At 71.0% G+C, this 18,570-nt stretch carries 18 protein-coding genes and 1 pseudogene; 13 read left to right on the forward strand and 6 right to left on the reverse strand.

The features are described 5' to 3' along the window. The first annotated feature begins 4 nt into the window (after nucleotides 1–4). The 4 genes from ACFYRY_RS38535 (at nucleotide 5) to ACFYRY_RS38550 (ending at nucleotide 4,102) form a co-directional block, all read left to right on the forward strand. Nucleotides 5–1,150 carry a segregation/condensation protein A gene (locus ACFYRY_RS38535; RefSeq protein ID WP_389156792.1) on the forward strand — a complete coding sequence of 382 codons (1,146 nt, stop codon included), beginning with the start codon at nucleotides 5–7 and terminating at the stop codon, nucleotides 1,148–1,150. Further along, a complete protein-coding gene (gene scpB / locus ACFYRY_RS38540; protein ID WP_389156795.1) occupies nucleotides 1,147–1,812 on the forward strand; it encodes an SMC-Scp complex subunit ScpB in 666 nt (221 codons plus the stop codon). The genes ACFYRY_RS38535 and scpB overlap by 4 nt, the downstream gene beginning before the upstream one ends. Next, entirely contained in the window at nucleotides 1,812–2,915 is a 1,104-nt protein-coding gene (locus ACFYRY_RS38545) for a pseudouridine synthase (protein ID WP_389156798.1), read from the forward strand. Before scpB ends, ACFYRY_RS38545 begins: the two co-directional genes overlap by 1 nt. 170 nt (nucleotides 2,916–3,085) lie before the next feature. Beyond that, a complete protein-coding gene (locus tag ACFYRY_RS38550) occupies nucleotides 3,086–4,102 on the forward strand; it encodes an ADP-ribosylglycohydrolase family protein (RefSeq protein WP_389156801.1) in 1,017 nt (338 codons plus the stop codon). A gap of 71 nt (nucleotides 4,103–4,173) precedes the next feature. Here ACFYRY_RS38550 and ACFYRY_RS38555 read toward each other — a convergent pair whose 3' ends face one another. After that, the gene (locus ACFYRY_RS38555) at nucleotides 4,174–4,578 is read right to left on the reverse strand and encodes a Rieske (2Fe-2S) protein (RefSeq protein ID WP_389156803.1); all 405 of its coding nucleotides are present in this window, start codon (nucleotides 4,576–4,578) and stop codon (nucleotides 4,174–4,176) included. Between the two features lie 214 nt (nucleotides 4,579–4,792). On the opposite strand from ACFYRY_RS38555, the gene aroH reads away from it, so the two are divergent. The 5 genes from aroH to der all read left to right on the forward strand — a co-directional run bounded on the left by aroH (nucleotide 4,793) and on the right by der (nucleotide 9,294). Beyond that, a complete protein-coding gene (gene aroH, locus ACFYRY_RS38560; RefSeq protein ID WP_356775039.1) occupies nucleotides 4,793–5,161 on the forward strand; it encodes a chorismate mutase in 369 nt (122 codons plus the stop codon). Beyond that, entirely contained in the window at nucleotides 5,158–6,243 is a 1,086-nt protein-coding gene (locus ACFYRY_RS38565; protein WP_389156805.1) for a prephenate dehydrogenase, read from the forward strand. Before aroH ends, ACFYRY_RS38565 begins: the two co-directional genes overlap by 4 nt. Nucleotides 6,244–6,374: 131 nt before the next feature. Next, nucleotides 6,375–7,061: a (d)CMP kinase gene (gene cmk / locus ACFYRY_RS38570; protein ID WP_389156807.1), complete on the forward strand. Its 687-nt coding sequence runs from the start codon at nucleotides 6,375–6,377 to the stop codon at nucleotides 7,059–7,061. Between the two features lie 62 nt (nucleotides 7,062–7,123). Beyond that, on the forward strand, nucleotides 7,124–7,714 hold the full coding sequence (locus tag ACFYRY_RS38575) for a lysophospholipid acyltransferase family protein (protein ID WP_356775103.1): 591 nt from the start codon (nucleotides 7,124–7,126) through the stop codon (nucleotides 7,712–7,714). A 104-nt stretch (nucleotides 7,715–7,818) separates the two neighbouring features. Then, complete coding sequence (gene der, locus ACFYRY_RS38580) at nucleotides 7,819–9,294, forward strand: ribosome biogenesis GTPase Der (RefSeq protein WP_389156810.1); 1,476 nt, start codon at nucleotides 7,819–7,821, stop codon at nucleotides 9,292–9,294. A gap of 70 nt (nucleotides 9,295–9,364) precedes the next feature. Here the strand turns inward: der and ACFYRY_RS38585 are convergent, their stop codons facing one another. Continuing rightward, nucleotides 9,365–9,742 carry a hypothetical protein gene (locus ACFYRY_RS38585; RefSeq protein WP_389156812.1) on the reverse strand — a complete coding sequence of 126 codons (378 nt, stop codon included), beginning with the start codon at nucleotides 9,740–9,742 and terminating at the stop codon, nucleotides 9,365–9,367. A gap of 86 nt (nucleotides 9,743–9,828) precedes the next feature. Then, a complete protein-coding gene (locus ACFYRY_RS38590) occupies nucleotides 9,829–10,611 on the reverse strand; it encodes a hypothetical protein (RefSeq protein ID WP_389156815.1) in 783 nt (260 codons plus the stop codon). Between the two features lie 540 nt (nucleotides 10,612–11,151). On the opposite strand from ACFYRY_RS38590, the gene ACFYRY_RS38595 reads away from it, so the two are divergent. From ACFYRY_RS38595 to ACFYRY_RS38605, 3 genes are all read left to right on the forward strand, one after another. Next, nucleotides 11,152–11,847, forward strand: coding sequence for a transglycosylase family protein (locus tag ACFYRY_RS38595; protein ID WP_389156818.1), 696 nt, complete (start codon nucleotides 11,152–11,154; stop codon nucleotides 11,845–11,847). 119 nt (nucleotides 11,848–11,966) lie between these two features. Then, on the forward strand, nucleotides 11,967–12,533 hold the full coding sequence (locus ACFYRY_RS38600; RefSeq protein WP_389156821.1) for a transglycosylase family protein: 567 nt from the start codon (nucleotides 11,967–11,969) through the stop codon (nucleotides 12,531–12,533). Between the two features lie 54 nt (nucleotides 12,534–12,587). After that, nucleotides 12,588–13,628, forward strand: a complete 1,041-nt coding sequence (locus tag ACFYRY_RS38605; RefSeq protein ID WP_389156823.1) for a helix-turn-helix transcriptional regulator — start codon at nucleotides 12,588–12,590, stop codon at nucleotides 13,626–13,628. On the opposite strand, the pseudogene ctaD reads toward ACFYRY_RS38605, so the two are convergent. After that, nucleotides 13,516–15,198 (reverse strand): annotated as a pseudogene (ctaD, locus tag ACFYRY_RS38610) (cytochrome c oxidase subunit I); the annotation flags it as partial. The gene ACFYRY_RS38605 and the pseudogene ctaD overlap by 113 nt on opposite strands. A 432-nt stretch (nucleotides 15,199–15,630) precedes the next feature. Here ctaD and ACFYRY_RS38615 point away from each other — a divergent pair. Beyond that, complete coding sequence (locus tag ACFYRY_RS38615; RefSeq protein WP_389156826.1) at nucleotides 15,631–15,846, forward strand: I78 family peptidase inhibitor; 216 nt, start codon at nucleotides 15,631–15,633, stop codon at nucleotides 15,844–15,846. Between the two features lie 124 nt (nucleotides 15,847–15,970). Here the strand turns inward: ACFYRY_RS38615 and ACFYRY_RS38620 are convergent, their stop codons facing one another. Further along, nucleotides 15,971–16,975, reverse strand: a complete 1,005-nt coding sequence (locus ACFYRY_RS38620) for a phosphatase PAP2 family protein (protein WP_389156829.1) — start codon at nucleotides 16,973–16,975, stop codon at nucleotides 15,971–15,973. A 247-nt stretch (nucleotides 16,976–17,222) separates the two neighbouring features. Then, nucleotides 17,223–18,434 carry a hypothetical protein gene (locus ACFYRY_RS38625; RefSeq protein ID WP_389156832.1) on the reverse strand — a complete coding sequence of 404 codons (1,212 nt, stop codon included), beginning with the start codon at nucleotides 18,432–18,434 and terminating at the stop codon, nucleotides 17,223–17,225. Nucleotides 18,435–18,570: the final 136 nt, after the last annotated feature.

The raw sequence follows: 18,570 nt of genomic DNA on the forward strand, positions 1-18,570 counted from the left end.
GGCCATGACCTCGAACGACGTTCCCCCGGGCGCCGGCGCAGCCGCCGGCCGTCGGCGTGCGCTGGGCAGAGGGCCGGGGGCGGTTCCCGTTCCCGCGGAAGCCCTCGCCCCGCCGGCGCAACCGCCGGTCGCGGAGCACCCCGCTCCGGCGGAACCCTCCCCTGAGGCCGCGGTTCCCGCGCCGGCGGACATTCCCGCCCCTGTGCGGTCCGAGGCACCCGGAGAACCCGACGAGCCCGGGGAACCGGAAGAGCCCGGGGAACCGGAAGAGTCCGAGGAACTGGAAGAGCCCGGGGAGACCGAAAAGCCCAGAGACCCCGAAGACCCCGGCGACGGTGTCTTCAAGGTCCGTCTCTCCAACTTCGAGGGCCCCTTCGACCTCCTCCTCCAGCTGATCTCCAAGCACAAGCTGGACGTCACCGAGGTCGCCCTGTCCAAGGTGACCGACGAGTTCATGGCGCACATCCGGGCGATGGGCCCGGACTGGGACCTCGACCAGACCACCGAGTTCCTGGTCGTCGCCGCCACGTTGCTGGACCTGAAGGCGGCCCGGTTGCTGCCCGCCGCCGAGGTGGAGGACGAGGCCGACCTGGCGCTGCTGGAGGCCCGGGACCTGCTGTTCGCCCGGCTTCTCCAGTACCGCGCGTACAAACAGATCGCCGACATCTTCAGCCACCGGCTCGACGACGAGGCCCGCCGCTACCCCCGTACCGTCGGACTCGAGGCGCACCACGCCGAACTGCTGCCCGAGGTGGTCATCAGCATCGGCGCGGAGGGCTTCGCGAAGCTCGCGGTCAAGGCGATGCAGCCCAGGCCCCGGCCGCAGGTGTACGTCGACCACATCCACGCGCCGCTGGTGAGTGTCCAGGAGCAGGCCCAGATCGTGGTCGCACGGCTCAGGGAGCGGGGCGAGGCGACCTTCCGGGCGCTGATCGAGGACACCGACGACACCCTGACCGTCGTGGCGCGCTTCCTGGCGCTGCTGGAGCTGTACCGGGAGAAGGCCGTCGCGCTGGAGCAGGAGACGGCCCTCGGGGAGTTGCTGGTGCGCTGGACCGGCGGAGACGAGGGCGATACGCCGAAGGTCACCGACGAGTTCGACCGGCCGCCCGAGGTACCGAAGGACGACGCCAAGGAGGAGAAGACGTGAGTGAGGAGACGACCGACGTTCCGGCCGGGCCGCGCACGGTCGCCGACCTCGATCTCAAACCGGCTCTGGAGGCCGTCCTCATGGTCGTGGACGAGCCGGCGACGGAGGAGCACCTCGCGAAGATACTCCAGCGGCCGAAGAGGCAGATCGGGGACGCGCTGCGGGAACTGGCCGACGAGTACACCGTGCAGGGGCGCGGCTTCGAGCTGCGGCTGATCGCGGGCGGCTGGCGTTTCTACAGCCGCCCCGCGTACGCGCCGGCCGTCGAGGGCTTCGTCCTGGACGGCCAGCAGGCCCGGCTCACACAGGCGGCGCTGGAGACCCTGGCGGTGGTCGCCTACCGCCAGCCGGTCAGCCGCAGCCGGGTCTCCGCGGTGCGCGGAGTGAACTGCGACGGCGTGATGCGCACCCTGCTCCAGCGCGGTCTGGTGGAGGAGGCGGGCACGGAACCCGAAACAGGTGCGATCCTGTACGTGACGACGAACTACTTCCTGGAGCGGATGGGCCTGCGCGGTCTGGACGAGCTCCCGGAGCTCGCGCCCTTCCTCCCGGAGGCGGAGGCGATCGAGGCCGAGACACAGGAAGGCGTACCGTCGTTCGATCCGGACGCCCCGGACCCGGACGACGGTCCCACGACGAACCCGACGACGACGGAAATTTGATGCGAAGCAGCGGTAGCGGCAAGAGCGGTGGGCGCGGTAACCACCGCGGGGCCGGCAACAACAGGGACCAGAAGCAGGGTCAGGGCCAGAGCAAGGGTCAGGGCCAGGGCAAGGGTCAGGGCCAGGGCCGTCCCAGCAAGCCCCGCCCCGAGGAGCGCCGCTACGACGTGGGGCCCAGCGCGTCTCATGAGGGCCCGAAGGCCGGTCGCGGCGGCGCGGCCCGTGGCGGTGCCAAGGGCGGCCCGAAGAGGCCCCAGCAGAGCAGGCGGACGGCCCCGGCGACCTCACGCGAGTACGAGACGCGCGCCGAGGAGCGCAACCGTGAGCGGTACGCGGGCAAGAAGGACGTCAAGCTGCCCAAGACGTTCCCGGGCGCCGAGCAGGAGGGCGAGCGGCTGCAGAAGATCCTCGCGCGTGCCGGCTACGGCTCCCGGCGGGCCTGCGAGGAGCTGATCGAGCAGGCGCGGGTCGAGGTCAACGGCGAGATCGTGCTGGAGCAGGGCAAGCGGGTCGACCCGGAGAGGGACGAGGTCAAGGTCGACGGCCTGACGGTGGCGACGCAGTCGTACCAGTTCTTCTCGCTGAACAAGCCCGCCGGTGTGGTCTCGACGATGGAGGACACCGAGGGCCGGCAGTGCCTCGGCGACTACGTCACCAACCGTGAGACCCGGCTCTTCCACGTCGGACGGCTCGACACCGAGACCGAGGGCGTCATCCTGCTCACCAACCACGGCGAGCTGGCGCACCGGCTGACCCATCCCAAGTACGGCGTGAAGAAGGTCTACCTCGCGCACATCGTGGGTCCGATCCCGCGCGACCTGGGCAAGCGGCTCAAGGACGGCATCCAGCTGGAGGACGGGTACGCGAAGGCGGACCACTTCCGGGTCGTCGAGCAGACCGGCAAGAACTACCTGGTCGAGGTGACGCTCCACGAGGGCCGCAAGCACATCGTCCGTCGCATGCTCGCCGAGGCGGGCTTCCCGGTCGACAAGCTGGTCCGGGTCTCCTTCGGGCCGATCACCCTGGGCGACCAGAAGTCGGGCTGGCTGCGGCGGCTGTCCAACACGGAGGTCGGGATGCTGATGAAGGAAGTGGACCTGTAGACAACACCGCCGAGGCGTGGGCGAGTTGCGCCGAGGCACAGGCGGCCGGTTTCCCATCATGGGGCCGGCCGCTTTCTTGCGCACGCCTACCGCCGCCCCTTATGGTCAAGGTGACGATTAAACGGGCCTCGTCGCTCGTCCTGTCACTCCGGGAAGGACACCACCCACCCATGACCATGACCGCCACGAAGCGTGCCGCCACCGGCGCGCTCACGGGGCTCGCCCTCGGCGACGCGCTCGGCTTTCCTGCCGAGTTCAACGACGTGCCGTCGATCCTCGCCAAGTGCGGGCCGTGGCGGGAGATGGCGCTGCCCACGCCCGCGATCGTCACCGACGACACGCAGATGACCTTGGCGCTGGCGCGGGGCCTGAGGGCGGCCATGGACCGCGGGGTGCTCGGGCCCGACCTGGCCGAGCCCGTGCGGCGGGAGTTCATCGCCTGGAACCGGTCGCCGGAGAACAACCGGGCACCGGGCAACACCTGTCTGAGGGCCTGCGAGCTGCTGGAACGTGCGGACCGGCCCTGGCAGGACGCCAGCCAGATCGGCTCCAAGGGCTGCGGTGCCAACATGCGGGTCGCACCGGTCGGGCTGGTCCCCGGGCTGAGCGACGAACAGCGCGCGGGTGCCGCCCAGTTGCAGGCCGCGCTCACCCACGGCCATCCCACGGCACTCGCCGCCTCCGACCTCACCGCCCATGCCGTACGGCTGCTCGCGCAGGGGGTCGAGCCGGCCGCGCTGACCGGGTTGCTGCGGGCGTACGCGGACGACAACCGCAGCCACTACCACGAGCGCTGGCTCGGTGATCTGTGGACGCGCGGCCACGACTCCTCGCCCGAGCAGTTCATCGCGCGCGGCTGGGACGAGTGTGTGGGCGTCCTGGACCGTCTCCAGGAGGCGCTGCGGACTCCCTCGCCCGAGACCGACCCGTGCCTGGCCACCGGGGCGGGCTGGATCGCCGAAGAGGCGCTGGCGACCGGGCTGTTGTCCTTCCTGCTCTTCGTCGACGAGCCGCTGACGGCCCTGCGGCGCGCCGCCTGCACCTCCGGGGACTCCGACTCGATCGCCTGTCTGGCGGGCGCGTTCGCGGGCGCGCACCTGGGTGCGGAGGTGTGGCCCGCGCAGTGGGCGGACCGGATCGAGTACCAGAGCGAGCTGGCGACGTTCGGGGCGCTCTGGGACGCCTGACGCGCCGCAGGCGCCTGCCGGTCGGGCGCCGGTAGGGCGGGCCGGTGACGAGTGGGCGGCCCGGGTGATCCTCAGGCCAGGCGGATCGAGCCGTCCCGCACCGTGATCTTCTTCTGGGGCAGCGGTCGCGTCGCCGGATCGTGGACCACCGAGCCGTCGGTGATGTTGAACTTGCTGCCGTGACAGGTGCAGTTGATGGTGCCGTCCGAGACGCTGGCCACCGGACACTGAGCGTGCGTGCAGATGTTCGAGAAGCCCTTGAACTCGCCCTGCGCGGGCTGGGTGACGACGATCCCCTCGTCCTTGAAGATCTTGCCGCCGCCGACCGGGATGTCCGCCGTCCTGGCCAGTTCCGTACCGGGGGTGGCGTTCGAGGATGAGGAGCCCTCGCCGCCACCGCAGCCCGCGGTCAGCGCCGCCGCGCCCGCCCCGCCCGCCGCGATGAGAAGGGTGCGCCGCGTAGGGATGTCGGTCATGTCGTCACTCCGAAGGTGCGGAAGAACCAGTGGGCCGAGGCCGGCGGGATGAGCAGCAGCATCCTGACACCGAAAGCACCGCGGAAGAAGCACCCCGGGACCCCGGGCCACAGGTGGGCCCAGGCGTCTCAGGGAACGGGCGCCGAGCCCCGGTCCGACGGAGGCTGACTACGCTGGACGTATCAAAAGCCGTACATCAGCAAGGAGCATCGCCGTGGCGGTACGAGCGGTCCGGGGCGCCGTCCAACTCGACAAGGACGAGGCCGGCCACATGGACGAGCAGGTCGGAGCCCTGCTCACCGCCATCATGGAGCGGAACGGTCTGACCGCCGACGACCTGATCAGCGTCTGGTTCACGGCCACGCCCGACCTGCACAGCGACTTCCCGGCGGCCGCGGCCCGCAAGCTCGGCACCGGTTTCGCCGACGTACCGCTGATCTGCGCCCAGGAACTCGACATCGAGGGCGCCATGCCCCGGGTGGTCCGGGTCCTCGCGCACATCGAGTCCGCCCGGCCCCGCGCCGACATCGCGCACGTCTACCTCGGTGCGGCGGGTGCCCTGCGCAAGGACATCGCCCAGTGAGGACCGCTCTGGTCATCGGAACCGGCCTCATCGGTACGTCCGCCGCGCTCGCCCTGACCCAGCGCGGCGTCGTCGTCCACCTCGCCGACCACGACCCCGAGCAGGCCCGCACCGCGGCCGCGCTCGGCGCCGGCACCGACGAGACGCCCGAAGGGCCCGTGGACCTCGCGATCGTCGCCGCCCCGCCCGCCCATGTGGCCGCGGTGCTCACGGACGCCATGCGCCGGGGTGTCGCCCGCGGCTACATCGACGTGGCCAGCGTCAAGGGCGGTCCGCGCCGCGAGCTGGAGGAGCTCGGCCTGGACCTGTCGCCGTACATCGGCACCCACCCGATGTCCGGCCGCGAGAAGTCGGGACCGCTGGCGGCCACCGGCGACCTGTTCGAGGGCCGCCCCTGGGTGCTGACGCCGACCCGCGACACCGACACCGAGGTCCTGAACCTCGCTCTGGAGCTGGTCTCGCACTGCCGCGCGGTGCCGGTGGTGATGGACGCCGACGCCCACGACCGGGCCGTCGCGCTCGTCTCGCACATGCCCCACCTGGTCGCCAGCATGGTCGCCGCCCGTCTGGAGCACGCCGAGGAGGCCGCCGTCCGGCTGTGCGGACAGGGCATCCGGGACGTGACCCGGATCGCCGGCTCCGACCCCCGGATGTGGATCGACATCCTGTCCGCGAACCCCGGTCCGGTCGCCGACCTCCTCACCGACGTCTCCGCGGACCTCGACGAGACGGTGCGGGCGCTGCGCGCGCTGCAGTCCTCCGACGAGGACAAGCGCCGCGAGGGCACCGTCGGCATCGAGGGAGTCCTGCGGCGCGGCAACGCGGGCCAGGTCCGGGTGCCCGGCAAGCACGGGTCCGCCCCGCGGGCGTACGAGGTCGTGGTCGTCCTCATCGACGACCAGCCCGGTCAGCTGGCCCGCATCTTCGCGGACGCCGGGATGGCAGGGGTCAATATCGAGGACGTCCGTATCGAGCACGCGACCGGGCAGCAGGCGGGCCTGGTGCAGCTGATGGTGGAGCCGAAGGCGGCCCCCGTGCTGACGGTGGCGCTGAAGGAACGGGGCTGGGCCATCCGGCAGTGACCGCCCGCACCCGAGCGGCCCGTCCTCCCGGTCATCCGCCTGTCAGAGGGCGCCCGGGGAGCCAGTAACCTTGTGCGGGGCACGTTCGCGCCCCGCACACCCCAGCGCACCGCACCAGGAAGGTGTCCCCCGTGGAAAACGGCGCCGCCCAGCCCGTGATTGTCGCCATAGACGGCCCCTCCGGCACGGGTAAGTCGAGCACGTCCAAGGCCGTCGCAGCGCAGCTCGGCCTGAGCTACCTGGACACCGGCGCCCAGTACCGGGCGATCACCTGGTGGATGGTGACCAACGGGATCGACACCGACGACCCCACGGCGATCGCCGCCGTGGCCGGCAAGGCGGACATCGTCTCCGGCACCGACCCGGCGAACCCGACGATCACGGTCGACGGCACCGACGTGGCCGCCGCGATCCGTACCCAGGAGGTCACCTCCAAGGTCAGCGCGGTCAGCGCGGTGCCCGACGTGCGGGCCCGGATCACCGAACTGCAGCGTTCCATCGCGGCCGGCGCCGAGAAGGGCATCGTCGTGGAGGGCCGCGACATCGGTACGACCGTGCTGCCCGACGCCGACCTGAAGATCTTCCTGACCGCCTCCGCCGAGGCCCGCGCGGCCCGGCGCAGCGGCGAACTCAAGGGCGCCGACGTCAACGCCACCCGCGAGGCCCTGATCAAGCGGGACGCGGCCGACTCCAGCCGTAAGACCTCGCCGCTCGCCAAGGCGGACGACGCGGTCGAGGTGGACACCACCGAGCTCACCCTCGCGCAGGTCATCGAGTGCGTCGTCACGCTCGTCGAGGAGAAGCGGGACGCGAAGTGAGTGGTCCGTCCGTGCCCTCCGGGAAGGGCGCCGAGGTGGGGCGGCGCATCGGCGTCGGCCTGATGTACGGCCTGTGGAAGCCGCGGGTGCTGGGTGCCTGGAAGGTGCCCGCGACCGGACCGGTGATCTTCGCCGTCAACCACTCCCACAACATCGACGGCCCGATGGTCATGGGCGTGGCGCCCCGGCCGACGCACTTCCTGATCAAGAAGGAAGCCTTCATCGGACCGCTCGACCCCTTCCTGCTCGGCATCGGGCAGGTCAAGGTCGACCGCGACACCACCGACCGCACGGCGATCACCCAGGCACTGGGCGTGCTGGACAACGGCGGTGTCCTCGGGATCTTCCCGGAGGGCACCCGGGGCGAGGGGGACTTCGCCGCGCTGCGCGCCGGGCTCGCGTACTTCGCGGTACGCGGCCGCGCTCCGATCGTCCCGGTGGCCGTCCTGGGAAGTTCTGACCGGCCCGGACGGTTGGTCAAGGGGCTGCCTCCGCTGCGCAGCCGCGTCGACGTCGTCTTCGGCGACCCCTTCGAGGCGGGCGACGGCAGCGGACGACGTACGCGCAGGGTGCTCGACGAGGCGACCGAACGCATTCAGAAGCAGCTCACCGCGCACCTGGACAACGCTAGGCGGCTGACCGGCCGCCGGTGAGAATGCCGGGCGTCCACGCGGGCGCCGGGCGACACCGAGTAGTGGATCAACCGCAGAAAACCGGATGCTCCACCGATCACCACGATGAACGAGGTACGGACTTCATGAACGACCACATCCACTCCGACGGCTCGGGCGAGGAGCACGACCACGGAGCGCTTGGCGATGCCGAGTACGCGGAGTTCATGGAGCTCGCCGCGGAAGAGGGCTTCGACATCGAGGACGTCGAGGGCGCGATCGAGGCGGCCGGTCACGGTCCGCTTCCCGTCCTCGCCGTCGTCGGCCGCCCGAATGTCGGCAAGTCGACCCTGGTGAACCGGATCATCGGCCGCCGCGAGGCCGTCGTCGAGGACAAGCCGGGCGTCACCCGCGACCGGGTCACCTACGAGGCCGAGTGGGCGGGCCGCCGCTTCAAGGTCGTCGACACCGGCGGCTGGGAGCAGGACGTCCTCGGCATCGACGCCTCCGTGGCCGCCCAGGCCGAGTACGCGATCGAGGCCGCCGACGCCGTCGTGTTCGTCGTCGACGCCAAGGTCGGCGCCACCGACACCGACGAGGCGGTCGTACGGCTGCTGCGCAAGGCCGGCAAGCCCGTCGTCCTGGCCGCCAACAAGGTCGACGGCCAGAGCGGCGAGGCCGACGCGGCCTACCTGTGGTCCCTCGGACTCGGCGAGCCGCACCCCATCTCCGCGCTGCACGGCCGCGGCACCGGCGACATGCTGGACGCCGTCCTGGAGGCCCTGCCGGAGGCGCCCGAGCAGACCTTCGGCACCGCGGTCGGCGGGCCGCGCCGCATCGCCCTCATCGGCCGCCCGAACGTCGGCAAGTCCTCGCTGCTGAACAAGGTGGCCGGCGAGGAGCGCGTCGTCGTCAACGAAATGGCGGGCACCACCCGCGACCCGGTCGACGAGCTCATCGAACTCGGCGGCGTGACCTGGAAGTTCGTCGACACGGCGGGCATCCGCAAGCGCGTCCACCTCCAGCAGGGCGCCGACTACTACGCCTCGTTGCGCACCGCGGCCGCCGTCGAGAAGGCCGAGGTGGCGGTCATCCTGATCGACGCCTCCGAGCCCATCTCGGTCCAGGACCAGCGGATCGTCAGCATGGCCGTGGACGCGGGGCGCGCCATGGTGATCGCCTACAACAAGTGGGACACCCTCGACGAGGAGCGCCGCTACTACCTGGAGCGGGAGATCGAGACCGAGTTCGGTCAGGTCGCCTGGGCACCCCGGGTGAACGTCTCGGCGCAGACCGGCCGGCACATGGAGAAGCTGGTCCCGGCCATCGAGACGGCCCTCGCCGGCTGGGAGACCCGGGTCCCCACGGGCCGCCTGAACGCCTTCCTCGGTGAACTGGTCGCCGCCCACCCGCACCCCGTCCGGGGCGGCAAGCAGCCCCGCATCCTCTTCGGCACCCAGGCCGGCACCAAGCCCCCGCGGTTCGTGCTGTTCGCCTCCGGCTTCATCGAGGCGGGCTACCGGCGCTTCGTCGAGCGCCGCCTGCGCGAGGAGTTCGAGTTCGAGGGCACCCCGATCCACATCTCGGTGCGGGTACGCGAGAAGCGCGGCAGGAAGAAGTGACGCGGGTATGAGGAAGGGCGGTCCCGACCGGGACCGCCCTTCCTTCATGCCGCCGTCCCCCCGGACCGTCTCAGGCGCCCCTGCGAGGCCCGGGCGGCAGCGCCGCCGGCACGTGGTGCATCCCGGTGCCGTGCGCGCTGTGCTGCTGCCCGATCTGCCCCACCCGCTGCCACTGCGACTGCTGCCGGGCGTTGTACGCCCCCGCGCTGTAGGCGCTGTAGGTGTTGTTGAACGAGCCCGTGCTGTGCGGGGTGTTCCCGAAGGCGGTGAAGCCCAGCTCGTCCTCGCCGCTGCGGTCTCCCGGCAGCGTACGGAACGACTTGACGTACTCGGCGTAGAGCGCGTCGTAGATCGGCGTGGCCGATGGGCCGCCCCAGAGGTCCTGGGCCGACCGCGCGGACGGAACCGAGTGATAGGACTGGCGGCGGGGAACGTCGTAGATGTGCACGTATGTCCAAACGACCCCGAGCCATCGGGGATGCGGCTGTCAGCGCCCTTTAGGGGGCGCTGTGGCAGCCGCGGGAGCGCTGCGGCTCAGGTCCCGGCGAGCGGCAGCGCCGCCGCGACCAACTTGCCGTTCGCCGCGGCCTTGTCCAGTGCGCCCCGCAGCAGGTCCTCACGGGGCTGCCGGCCGATCGACCCCACCGGCGCGGCGAACAGCAGCACTTGCTGGTGCTTGTTGGCCGCGGCCCGCCAGCCCTCCGTCACCTGGAGCGGCTGATGCGCCTGCCACCAGGCGACCGGCTGCCCGCCGTTCGGTGACGGCTGCAGTACGGCGTGCAGCTGACCCACGGCCAACAGCACCGACCAGCCGTGCAGGACGGAGGGCACGGACTCGATGGCGGTCAGCGGCATGAACCCCTGCTCGATCAGGAGCGGCAGGAAGTCGTCCCCGGCTCCCGTCGCGCCGGGCCGCACGATCGGCGCCGTCGGCTCGACGACCAGCGCGGGGTGCAGCTCCCCGGCGATCAGGACGAGCCCGCTGGTCACTCCGAGCACGGCCTGCTCGGGCGCGGCCCTGTCCGGCTCCAGGTCGACGCCGGCGCCGCTGATGGACCGCACCGCCCCCTGCAGCTGCTCCTCGGTGACCTGCACGACCTGGGAGGGCAGGCAGCTGGAGTGGGCGAAGGCCAGGACGGCGGTCTCGTCGCCGATGAACAGGACGGTGCTGGTGCGCTCCTGTGCGGAGTCGCCCGGGGTACGGCACGACGTGCAGTCGTAGCTGCCGGGGGCGTTCTCTCCGGCGAGCAGCCGGTCGGCTTCTTCGTCGCCGATCTCGGCGCGTACCTCGTCGCTGACGTCGAGCATGCGCGGCACGGGTGGCTCCCTCGGGATGCGGTGCGTGGTGGGACCGGGTGGCTCCCGGCCCGTGAAACCGGGTGGGTCCCGGGCTCATGAATGAGACAACGGGTGACCTGTGGCGGGAGTCACGGCCCGGCGCCGAATGGAATCGAACCGCTCTACGTGCAAGGTCGCAGAGGGTGCGGAAGTCGGTACGGACGGTCAACTCCACGCGGGCGCAAGGGGGTTGAAGAGGTGAACAGAGTCACAGCTCGCCGCGTCGGCTGGTCGACAAATCCGGAAATCAACGAATGAAGTGGGTGACCGGAAATCGCCGGTACTCGCGGTAACGGTGAACTGGCCTGGGAGGACAAGCGATTGCTTGATCTTGACCGGTCGCCCTCATACATTTCTCCGCCGAGTGCAGACAGCACCGCTCGGGTACGTCCGCCAACCGCATCACACAGGCTCTCAGCACCACCTTCCGGCGGACGGGACGGAGCGCGACGACCGCGTACGAACGCGGGCCGTGGCGAACCGCCTTGGGGGACCCCGAGTCCTTGGAGAGGGAACTACATGTCCGAATGTGCCGATACCACCCGCGACAACGTCCGTAAGGCGCAGAAGGCTCCCGGCAGGAGCCAGGCCCGTACCACGGCGGTTCTCGCCGGGGCGGCACTGCTCGCCCCGCTCGGCGTGCTGGCCTCGACCGGCAACGCCGTGGCGGCGGACGGCGGGGTGTGGGACCGCATCGCCCAGTGCGAGAGCGGCGGCAACTGGCACATCAACACCGGCAACGGCTACTACGGAGGACTCCAGTTCTCCGCCTCCACCTGGCGGGCGTACGGCGGCACGGCCTACGCGGCGACCGCCGACCAGGCCGGCCGGGAGCAGCAGATCGCCGTGGCCACCAAGGTCCAGCGGGCCCAGGGATGGGGCGCCTGGCCCACCTGTTCGGCACGGGCCGGAGCGGCTGGGAACGCACCCGCGACCTCCTCCGGTTCGACGACCACCAACTCCGCCCCGAAGCCCTACAAGGCACCGGAGCGCTCGGCCGACGCGCCCGAGCGTTCCACCAAGGCACCGGAGCGTTCCTCCTGGCACGCCACCCGTGGCTCGTCCCGAGGTGACTACACCGTCCGCGCGGGCGACACCTTGAGCGGTATCGCCGCCCGGCACGGGACCACCTGGCAGCGGCTGTACGCCGCCAACAAGGCCGCCATCGGCGGTGATCCCGACACGATCGTGCCCGGCCAGCGCCTCGACATCTGAGCGTCGCTCCCCGTCGTCCCGGGCACGAGGCCCCATCCGGTCCGCCGACCGGGTGGGGCCCTCGGCCTTCTCGGACGCGCCGGGAGGGCCCCGTGGTACCGGCTGCTTAGCGTGGCCCGATGTACCCCAAGCCGATCGAGCTCGCCCTGGCCGCCGCCGCCCTGCTCATCCTCGCCCCCGGCGCGGCGTACGCCGCACCGGCACCGCCGGTCCCCGGGCCGCACAGACGGGTGCCCTACGAGTGCGCGAAGGACCAGTGGCCCTGGGGCTGCGTCGCCCAGTGCGAGAGCGGCGGGCGCTGGCACGTGAACACCGGCAACGGCTTCTACGGGGGGTTGCAGTTCTGGCAGCCGACCTGGAAGGAGTACGGCGGGCTGAGGTACGCCCCGCGCGCGGACCTGGCCACCCGGGCGGAACAGATCGCCGTCGCCCGGAAGGTGCTGGCCGTTCAGGGCTGGAACGCCTGGCCGGTCTGCTCGGCGCGCTACGGGCTCAAGGGCCGTATGCACACCGTGAAAACCGGCGACACCCTCTCCTCGATCGCCCGTAAGTACGGCGTCAAGGGCGGCTGGAAGAAGCTCTACGAGGCGAACCGGAAAACCGTCGGCCCCCGTCCGGGGCTGCTGCTCCCCAACACGCTGCTGGTCATCCCGAAGGGCTCGGCCCGGTCCCTCGGCCACGCCTAGGCAGCGATGCATTGAGGACAGTGGCTGTCCGCGATCGCTGGCAGACTCGGGCGCATGTTGGAGACCTCGGCACGTCTGCTGCGTCTGCTCTCCCTGCTCCAGGCCCACCGCGAATGGTCCGGCGCCGATCTGGCCGACCGTCTCGGTGTCACCCCGCGCACCGTCCGCCGGGACGTGGACCGGCTGCGTGAGCTGGGCTACCCGGTCAACGCCAGCCCCGGCACCGGCGGCGGCTACCAGCTGGGCGCGGGCGCCGAGCTGCCCCCGCTGCTGCTGGACGACGACGAGGCCGTCGCGGTCGCGGTGGGGCTGCGCACGGCCGCCGGGCAGGGCATCGACGGCATCGGAGAGACCTCGGTGCGGGCGCTCGCCAAGCTGGAGCAGGTGCTGCCAGGCCGGCTGCGTCACCGGGTGAGCGCCCTGAACGCCTTCACCGTGCCGATGCTGCGCGCTCCCGCTCCCTCCACCGTGGACCCGGCCGTCCTCACCGAGCTCGCCCACCTCTGCCGGGACGCCGAGCGCCTGCGCTTCGAGTACCGCGATCACGACGGCACCCCCAGCCGCCGTACCGTCGAACCACACCGCCTGGTGTGCAGCGAGCGCCGCTGGTACCTGGTCGCCTGGGACGTCGACCGGGACGACTGGCGTACGTTCCGCGTCGACCGCGTCACTCCCAAGCCGCCGCACGGCCCGCGCTTCGCCCCGCGCACACCGCCCGCCGACGACCTCGCCGCGTACGTCTCCGCGGGGATCTCCACGCGCGCGTACGCCTCGCACGCGGCCGTCCGGCTGCTGGTGCCGCTGGAGGAGGCCGCCGAGCGCCTGCCGGCGTCCGCCGGCACCTTGGAGTCCGACGGGCCGGACGCCTGTGTCCTGCGCACCGGCGCCCCGAACCTCGACGTGATGGTGATCCACGTGATGATGCTGGGCTTCGAGTTCGAGGTGCTGGAGCCGGCCGAGCTGACCGAGGCGATCAGGACCGCTCGGGACCGGCTTGCTCGCTCTTTGGCTCGGGCTGGGGGATCTGGGCCGCGTACTCGGGATAGTGCAGATCGAACGCCGGGGCCTCGGAGCGGATCCGGGGCAGCGTGGTGAAGTTGTGCCGGGGCGGCGGGCAGGAGGTCGCCCACTCCAGGGAGCGGCCGAAGCCCCAGGGGTCGTCGACGTCGACCTTCTCGCCGTACCTGGCGGTCTTCCAGACGTTGTAGAGGAACGGCAGCGTGGACAGGCCCAGCAGGAACGCGCCGATCGTCGAGAGCGTGTTGAGCGCGGTGAAGCCGTCGGCGGCGAGGTAGTCGGCGTAGCGCCGCGGCATGCCCCCCGCGCCCAGCCAGTGCTGCACCAGGAACGTGGTGTGGAAGCCGACGAACAGCGTCCAGAACTGGATCTTGCCGAGCCGTTCGTCGAGCATCCTGCCGGTGAACTTCGGCCACCAGAAGTAGAAGCCGGCGAAGGTCGCGAAGACGACGGTGCCGAAGACGACGTAGTGGAAGTGGGCGACCACGAAGTACGAGTCGGTGACCTGGAAGTCCATCGGCGGCGAGGCCAGGATCACCCCGGTCAGCCCGCCGAACAGGAACGACACCAGGAAGCCGACCGCCCACAGCATCGGCGTCTCGAAGGACAGCGAGCCCCCGAGCATCGTCCCGGTCCAGTTGAAGAACTTCACGCCGGTCGGCACCGCGATCAGGAAGCTCATGAACGAGAAGAACGGCAGCAGCACCGCGCCGGTCGCGAACATGTGGTGCGCCCACACCACCATCGACAGACCGGTGATCGCCATGGTCGCCCCGACCAGTGTCAGATAGCCGAAGATCGGCTTGCGGCTGAAGACCGGAATGATCTCCGTGATGATGCCGAAGAACGGCAGCGCGATGATGTACACCTCGGGATGCCCGAAGAACCAGAACAGGTGCTGCCACAGCAGCGCCCCGCCGTTGGCCGCCTCGAAGACCAGCGCGCCGAACCGCCGGTCCGCCTCCAGGGCCAGCAGCGCGGCGGCCAGCACCGGGAACGCCATCAGGATCAGGATCGACGTGAACAGGGTGTTCCAGACGAAGATCGGCATCCGGAACATCGTCATGCCGGGGGCGCGCATCCCGATGATGGTGGTGATGAAGTTGACGGCGCCGAGGATCGTGCCGAAGCCTGCCAGCGCCAGGCCCATGATCCACAGGTCGGGCCCGACGCCGGGGGAGTGCACGGCGTCGTTGAGCGGCGCGTAGGCGAACCAGCCGAACGCGGCCGGTCCGGACGGCACCAGCAGCGAGCCCAGCACGATCAGGCCGCCGAAGAGGAACAGCCAGTACGAGAGCATGTTCAGCCGGGGGAAGGCGACGTCCGGGGCGCCGATCTGCAGCGGCATCAGCTCGTTGGCGAAGCCCGCGAAACTCGGTGTAGCGAACAGCAGCAGCATGATCGTGCCGTGGATCGTGAACAGCTGGTTGTACTGCTGGTTGTCCATGATCTGCAGCCCGGGGCGGGCCAGCTCGGCGCGCATCAGCAGCGCCATGACACCGGCGATCAGGAAGAAGAGGAACGACGTGATCAGGTAGAGGTGGCCGATCTTCTTGTGGTCGGTGGTGGTCAGCCAGTCGACGATCACGCGCCCGCGGGTGTGACGTCCCCCGGGTCGTGCCGGCGCCCGCACGGTCTGCGTCACCATCGCTCGCTCACCCTTTCGCTCGTCGCGCTCCGGGCCCGCTGAAGCCCCGCCACGCGTACCCGCGAGCTGCCGCCTTGGTGCTCGCGTCGACACGTGCTCCGTCCGGGGGAGTTCGGGGGGATCTGTGCCGCGACCGTGTATTTCCTATGCGGTGTCAGTTCCCCTGGACCCGTCCGGAATCGCTGGGCAGAAAGGGGGGGCGGAACGGTTCTCCGGAAACTTTCCGCCGATGCTTTTCCCGCGGTCGGCACGACACGCGGGAATTGCGTTCGAATCCCAGCGGAAGGCCTACGAAACCGCTCGTACGTGTGACGGAGTTAGCCCGAACCGAGTGTCGTTGTTCTGTGACAGAAGCGTGACCGGAGACGGACGAGTGACCTGCGGCACAAGTCCGGACTTCCCCGGTCGGCGGACAGCGCCTAGCGTGGCCGTATGGCATCCATTCCGACACCTCCCGCCGAACCCGACGACAGCCCGGACACCTATGTCGGCCTCGACGCCGACACGGCCGAACGGCTCGCCCGCGAGCGGGGGTGGTCGACGGTCCGCTCGCTGCCGCCGGGGACCGTCATCACGATGGAGTACCGGAGCGGTCGGCTGAACTTCGAGGTGAAGGACGGCCAGGTGGCCCGGGCCTGGAAGGGCTGAGACCCGGCATACGGCGACGGCCCCGCTCCTGTCGAGGAGCGGGGCCGTCGGCGTGCGGGGCTGGGCTGTGCGTACCGGCCCCGTCGGCTGGAAGGGGTCCTTCCAGGCGTGCGCGGTGCGGGGGTCAGCCGCCGGTCACGGGGCGGGCGGCGGGGCCGGTGCCCCGCGCGACGCGGTCCGGGTGCGGCGGCCTGCGGCTGCCGGCCGGGGTGACCGGCGTGCGCTCCGAGCGGGTCGTGTGCGGGCCCGGGGCCAGGTAGGCGGGTGCCCGGGGGGAGCGGGCCGCGGTCTCGTTGTTCTGCGGAACGGCACGCGGCTTGAGCCGCACGGGCGTCTCGACCGGGGAGAGCGGCGCGGGTACCGGGCTGCCACGGCGGGCCCGCCAGCGGTCGCGCAGATCGAAGATCTCGTCCTCGGCGCGGGCGATCAGCGGCTCGCACCAGGGCAGGGCCAGCAGCACCAGCAGTCCGGCGGTCCAGCCGAGCAGCACGTCACTGAGCCAGTGCGTGCCGAGATAGACGGTGGCCATGCCGACGCCGAGCGACACCACCGCGGACACCGCGGACAGCCAGCGGCGCGCACCCGGGGTGGATGCCAGATACGCCAGGATGCCCCAGGTCACCACGGCGTTGGCGGTATGGCCGCTGGGAAATATATCGCCGCCCAGACCCATCTCGTTCGAGCCGATGCTGGTCGCGTAGTGCGGGCCCAGCCTGCCCATGCCGAGCTTGGCGGCGCCGACCGTGATGTTCAGCAGCAGCAGCGAGGCGCCCAGGGTCAGCAGCGGGCGCAGCGTGTGCTGGCGCCAGGAACGCCAGCCCAGCCAGGCGGCGACCATCACCGCGGTGGGGCCGCGCTGGCCGAGCACCACGTAGTAGTCGACGAACCAGTGGATGCCCGCCCACTGCTGGTACGGGCGGAAGAACATGACCTGCCAGTCGAGTCGGACCAGCCATGAGGTGATCACCACGAGCCACACCATCGCCAGATAGAACGCGAGGGTTCCGGCGAGCAGCGCGACTCGGTGCCGGCTCATCTTCGGCACATCGAGGTGGGCCGGTCGTTCCGGCTCACGGTCGAGCCTGGCGAACACCCGGTCCAGACGGGTGAGGTTTCGTTCGGTACGCACCCAATCGACGTTACAGCGAGTGAGCTCAGTTCCCGGTCGAATCCACGGCTTTGTGATGACCATGTGATGTGGGATTCCTCTCAGCATGAGGTTTATTACCGAGGAATCCGCAATACCGGAGGGGCGGCCCCTTCAATTCCTTTGATCGTTTTGGCCGGGGGTTTTATGGCCCTTATAAATTCGTTCACCGAATCATGGGGTGGAATTATCCGCGCGCTCACGGACGCCGAGCACGCCGGGTAGTCGATCATGGGGGGCCGGAGCCGTTCAGCCAGAACGCCCCGTACCCCGCCGAGGCCACCGCGACCGCGCCCAGAACCAGCGCCGACCTGCGAGGACGCGAGCGGGCCAGGGTCCGGGCGAGAGGCAGCAGCAAGGGGAAGGCGGGCAGCAGCAGGCGTGGTTTCGAGCCGAAGTAGCTCGACGCGCACAGGGCGAGGGCGGTGACGACCCCCGCGTACACCAGCAGGGGCGGCGGCTGGCCCTGGCGGACGCAGACGACGTACAGCCGGACGACCAGCCCGACCCCGACGATCAGTCCCACGCCCGCCATGGCCGAGGGGAACGACGTGAACTTGTCGGCGACGAAGCGGGCGAAGGCGTAGCCGCCGTCGAAGCCGTTGCGCCAGCCGGCCTGGACGTCGAGATACCCGAGCGGCCCCTTGCCGGTGTGGTGGCCGACCCACAGGACGTAGGCCGCCGCTCCCACGGGGGCGAGCAGTATGCCGAGGACGCGCGTCCTGGTCCGTGCGCCGCCCGGGGCCGCCCTCCGGTCCCGGGCGAGCGAGGCGATCGCCGCCACCCACACCGCCGCGACCACCGCGAGCCCCACCGGCCGGGTCAGGCCCGCCAGCGAGGCCAGCGTGCCCGCCGTCACCCACCGGCCGGTCAGCACCGCGTACAGCGACCAGGCGGCCAGCGCGGTGAACAGCGACTCGCTGTACGCCATGGACTGCACGATCCCGACGGGCAGCACGGCCCACAGCAGGACCGCGTAGAGGCCGACCCGTCCGTCCCCCGCCGCCCCGCCCGGCCCGCGGTCGGGGCCGTCGTCCGTACGGCCGTACACGTGGTCCGTGACGGCGAAGATCCCCCAGGCCGCCGCGAGCGAGGCGAGCAGGGCGACGAGGAAACCCGCGTCGGCGTACGACAGCGGGGTCAGGGCCGCGAGCAGTCGCTCCAGCCACGGCAGCAGCGGGAAGAACGCGAGGTCGGAGTGAACGTCGCCGTTCGGCAGGCGCACCTGGTAGCCGTATCCGAGCTCGGCGACCCGCGCGTACCACAGCGAGTCCCAGCGGGCGGTCAGCAGCGTGTACGCGCTCTTGTCACGGGCGGCGCTCCACAGGGCCAGCGTCAGCAGCCCCAGGGCGCGTACGGCCGCGTACCCGAGGAGGGCCGGGGCCGCCCGGCGCCAGGTCGCGGCGCCGGGCCGGGCCCCGCGCGTCTCAAGATCGGTCACGGCCCGATTATCGACCGCGGTCCGAACCGGACGGTCCGTGGGGGTCCGGTGAGGGAGCCGAGGAGAGAGGGGAGAAGTGGTGTACACCACAGGTGTTCCGTACGGGACTGAGAGGTCCGCCACTCGGCTGTGGCGC

The organism is Streptomyces sp. NPDC005263 (genome assembly GCF_042872365.1).
In the GTDB taxonomy this organism is placed as follows: domain Bacteria; phylum Actinomycetota; class Actinomycetes; order Streptomycetales; family Streptomycetaceae; genus Streptomyces.

Excerpts from the sequence above, each read along its gene's own strand:
- ACFYRY_RS38575 (WP_356775103.1), top strand. The coding sequence starts at position 7,124 with ATGTACGGCCTGTGGAAGCCGCGGGTGCTGGGTGCCTGGAAGGTGCCC.
- ACFYRY_RS38535 (WP_389156792.1), top strand. The coding sequence starts at position 5 with ATGACCTCGAACGACGTTCCCCCGGGCGCCGGCGCAGCCGCCGGCCGT.
- der (WP_389156810.1), top strand. The coding sequence starts at position 7,819 with ATGAACGACCACATCCACTCCGACGGCTCGGGCGAGGAGCACGACCAC.
- ACFYRY_RS38550 (WP_389156801.1), top strand. The coding sequence starts at position 3,086 with ATGACCATGACCGCCACGAAGCGTGCCGCCACCGGCGCGCTCACGGGG.
- ACFYRY_RS38600 (WP_389156821.1), top strand. The coding sequence starts at position 11,967 with ATGTACCCCAAGCCGATCGAGCTCGCCCTGGCCGCCGCCGCCCTGCTC.
- ACFYRY_RS38595 (WP_389156818.1), top strand. The coding sequence starts at position 11,152 with ATGTCCGAATGTGCCGATACCACCCGCGACAACGTCCGTAAGGCGCAG.
- ACFYRY_RS38555 (WP_389156803.1), bottom strand. The coding sequence starts at position 4,578 with ATGACCGACATCCCTACGCGGCGCACCCTTCTCATCGCGGCGGGCGGG.
- ACFYRY_RS38615 (WP_389156826.1), top strand. The coding sequence starts at position 15,631 with ATGGCATCCATTCCGACACCTCCCGCCGAACCCGACGACAGCCCGGAC.
- ACFYRY_RS38545 (WP_389156798.1), top strand. The coding sequence starts at position 1,812 with ATGCGAAGCAGCGGTAGCGGCAAGAGCGGTGGGCGCGGTAACCACCGC.
- ACFYRY_RS38605 (WP_389156823.1), top strand. The coding sequence starts at position 12,588 with ATGTTGGAGACCTCGGCACGTCTGCTGCGTCTGCTCTCCCTGCTCCAG.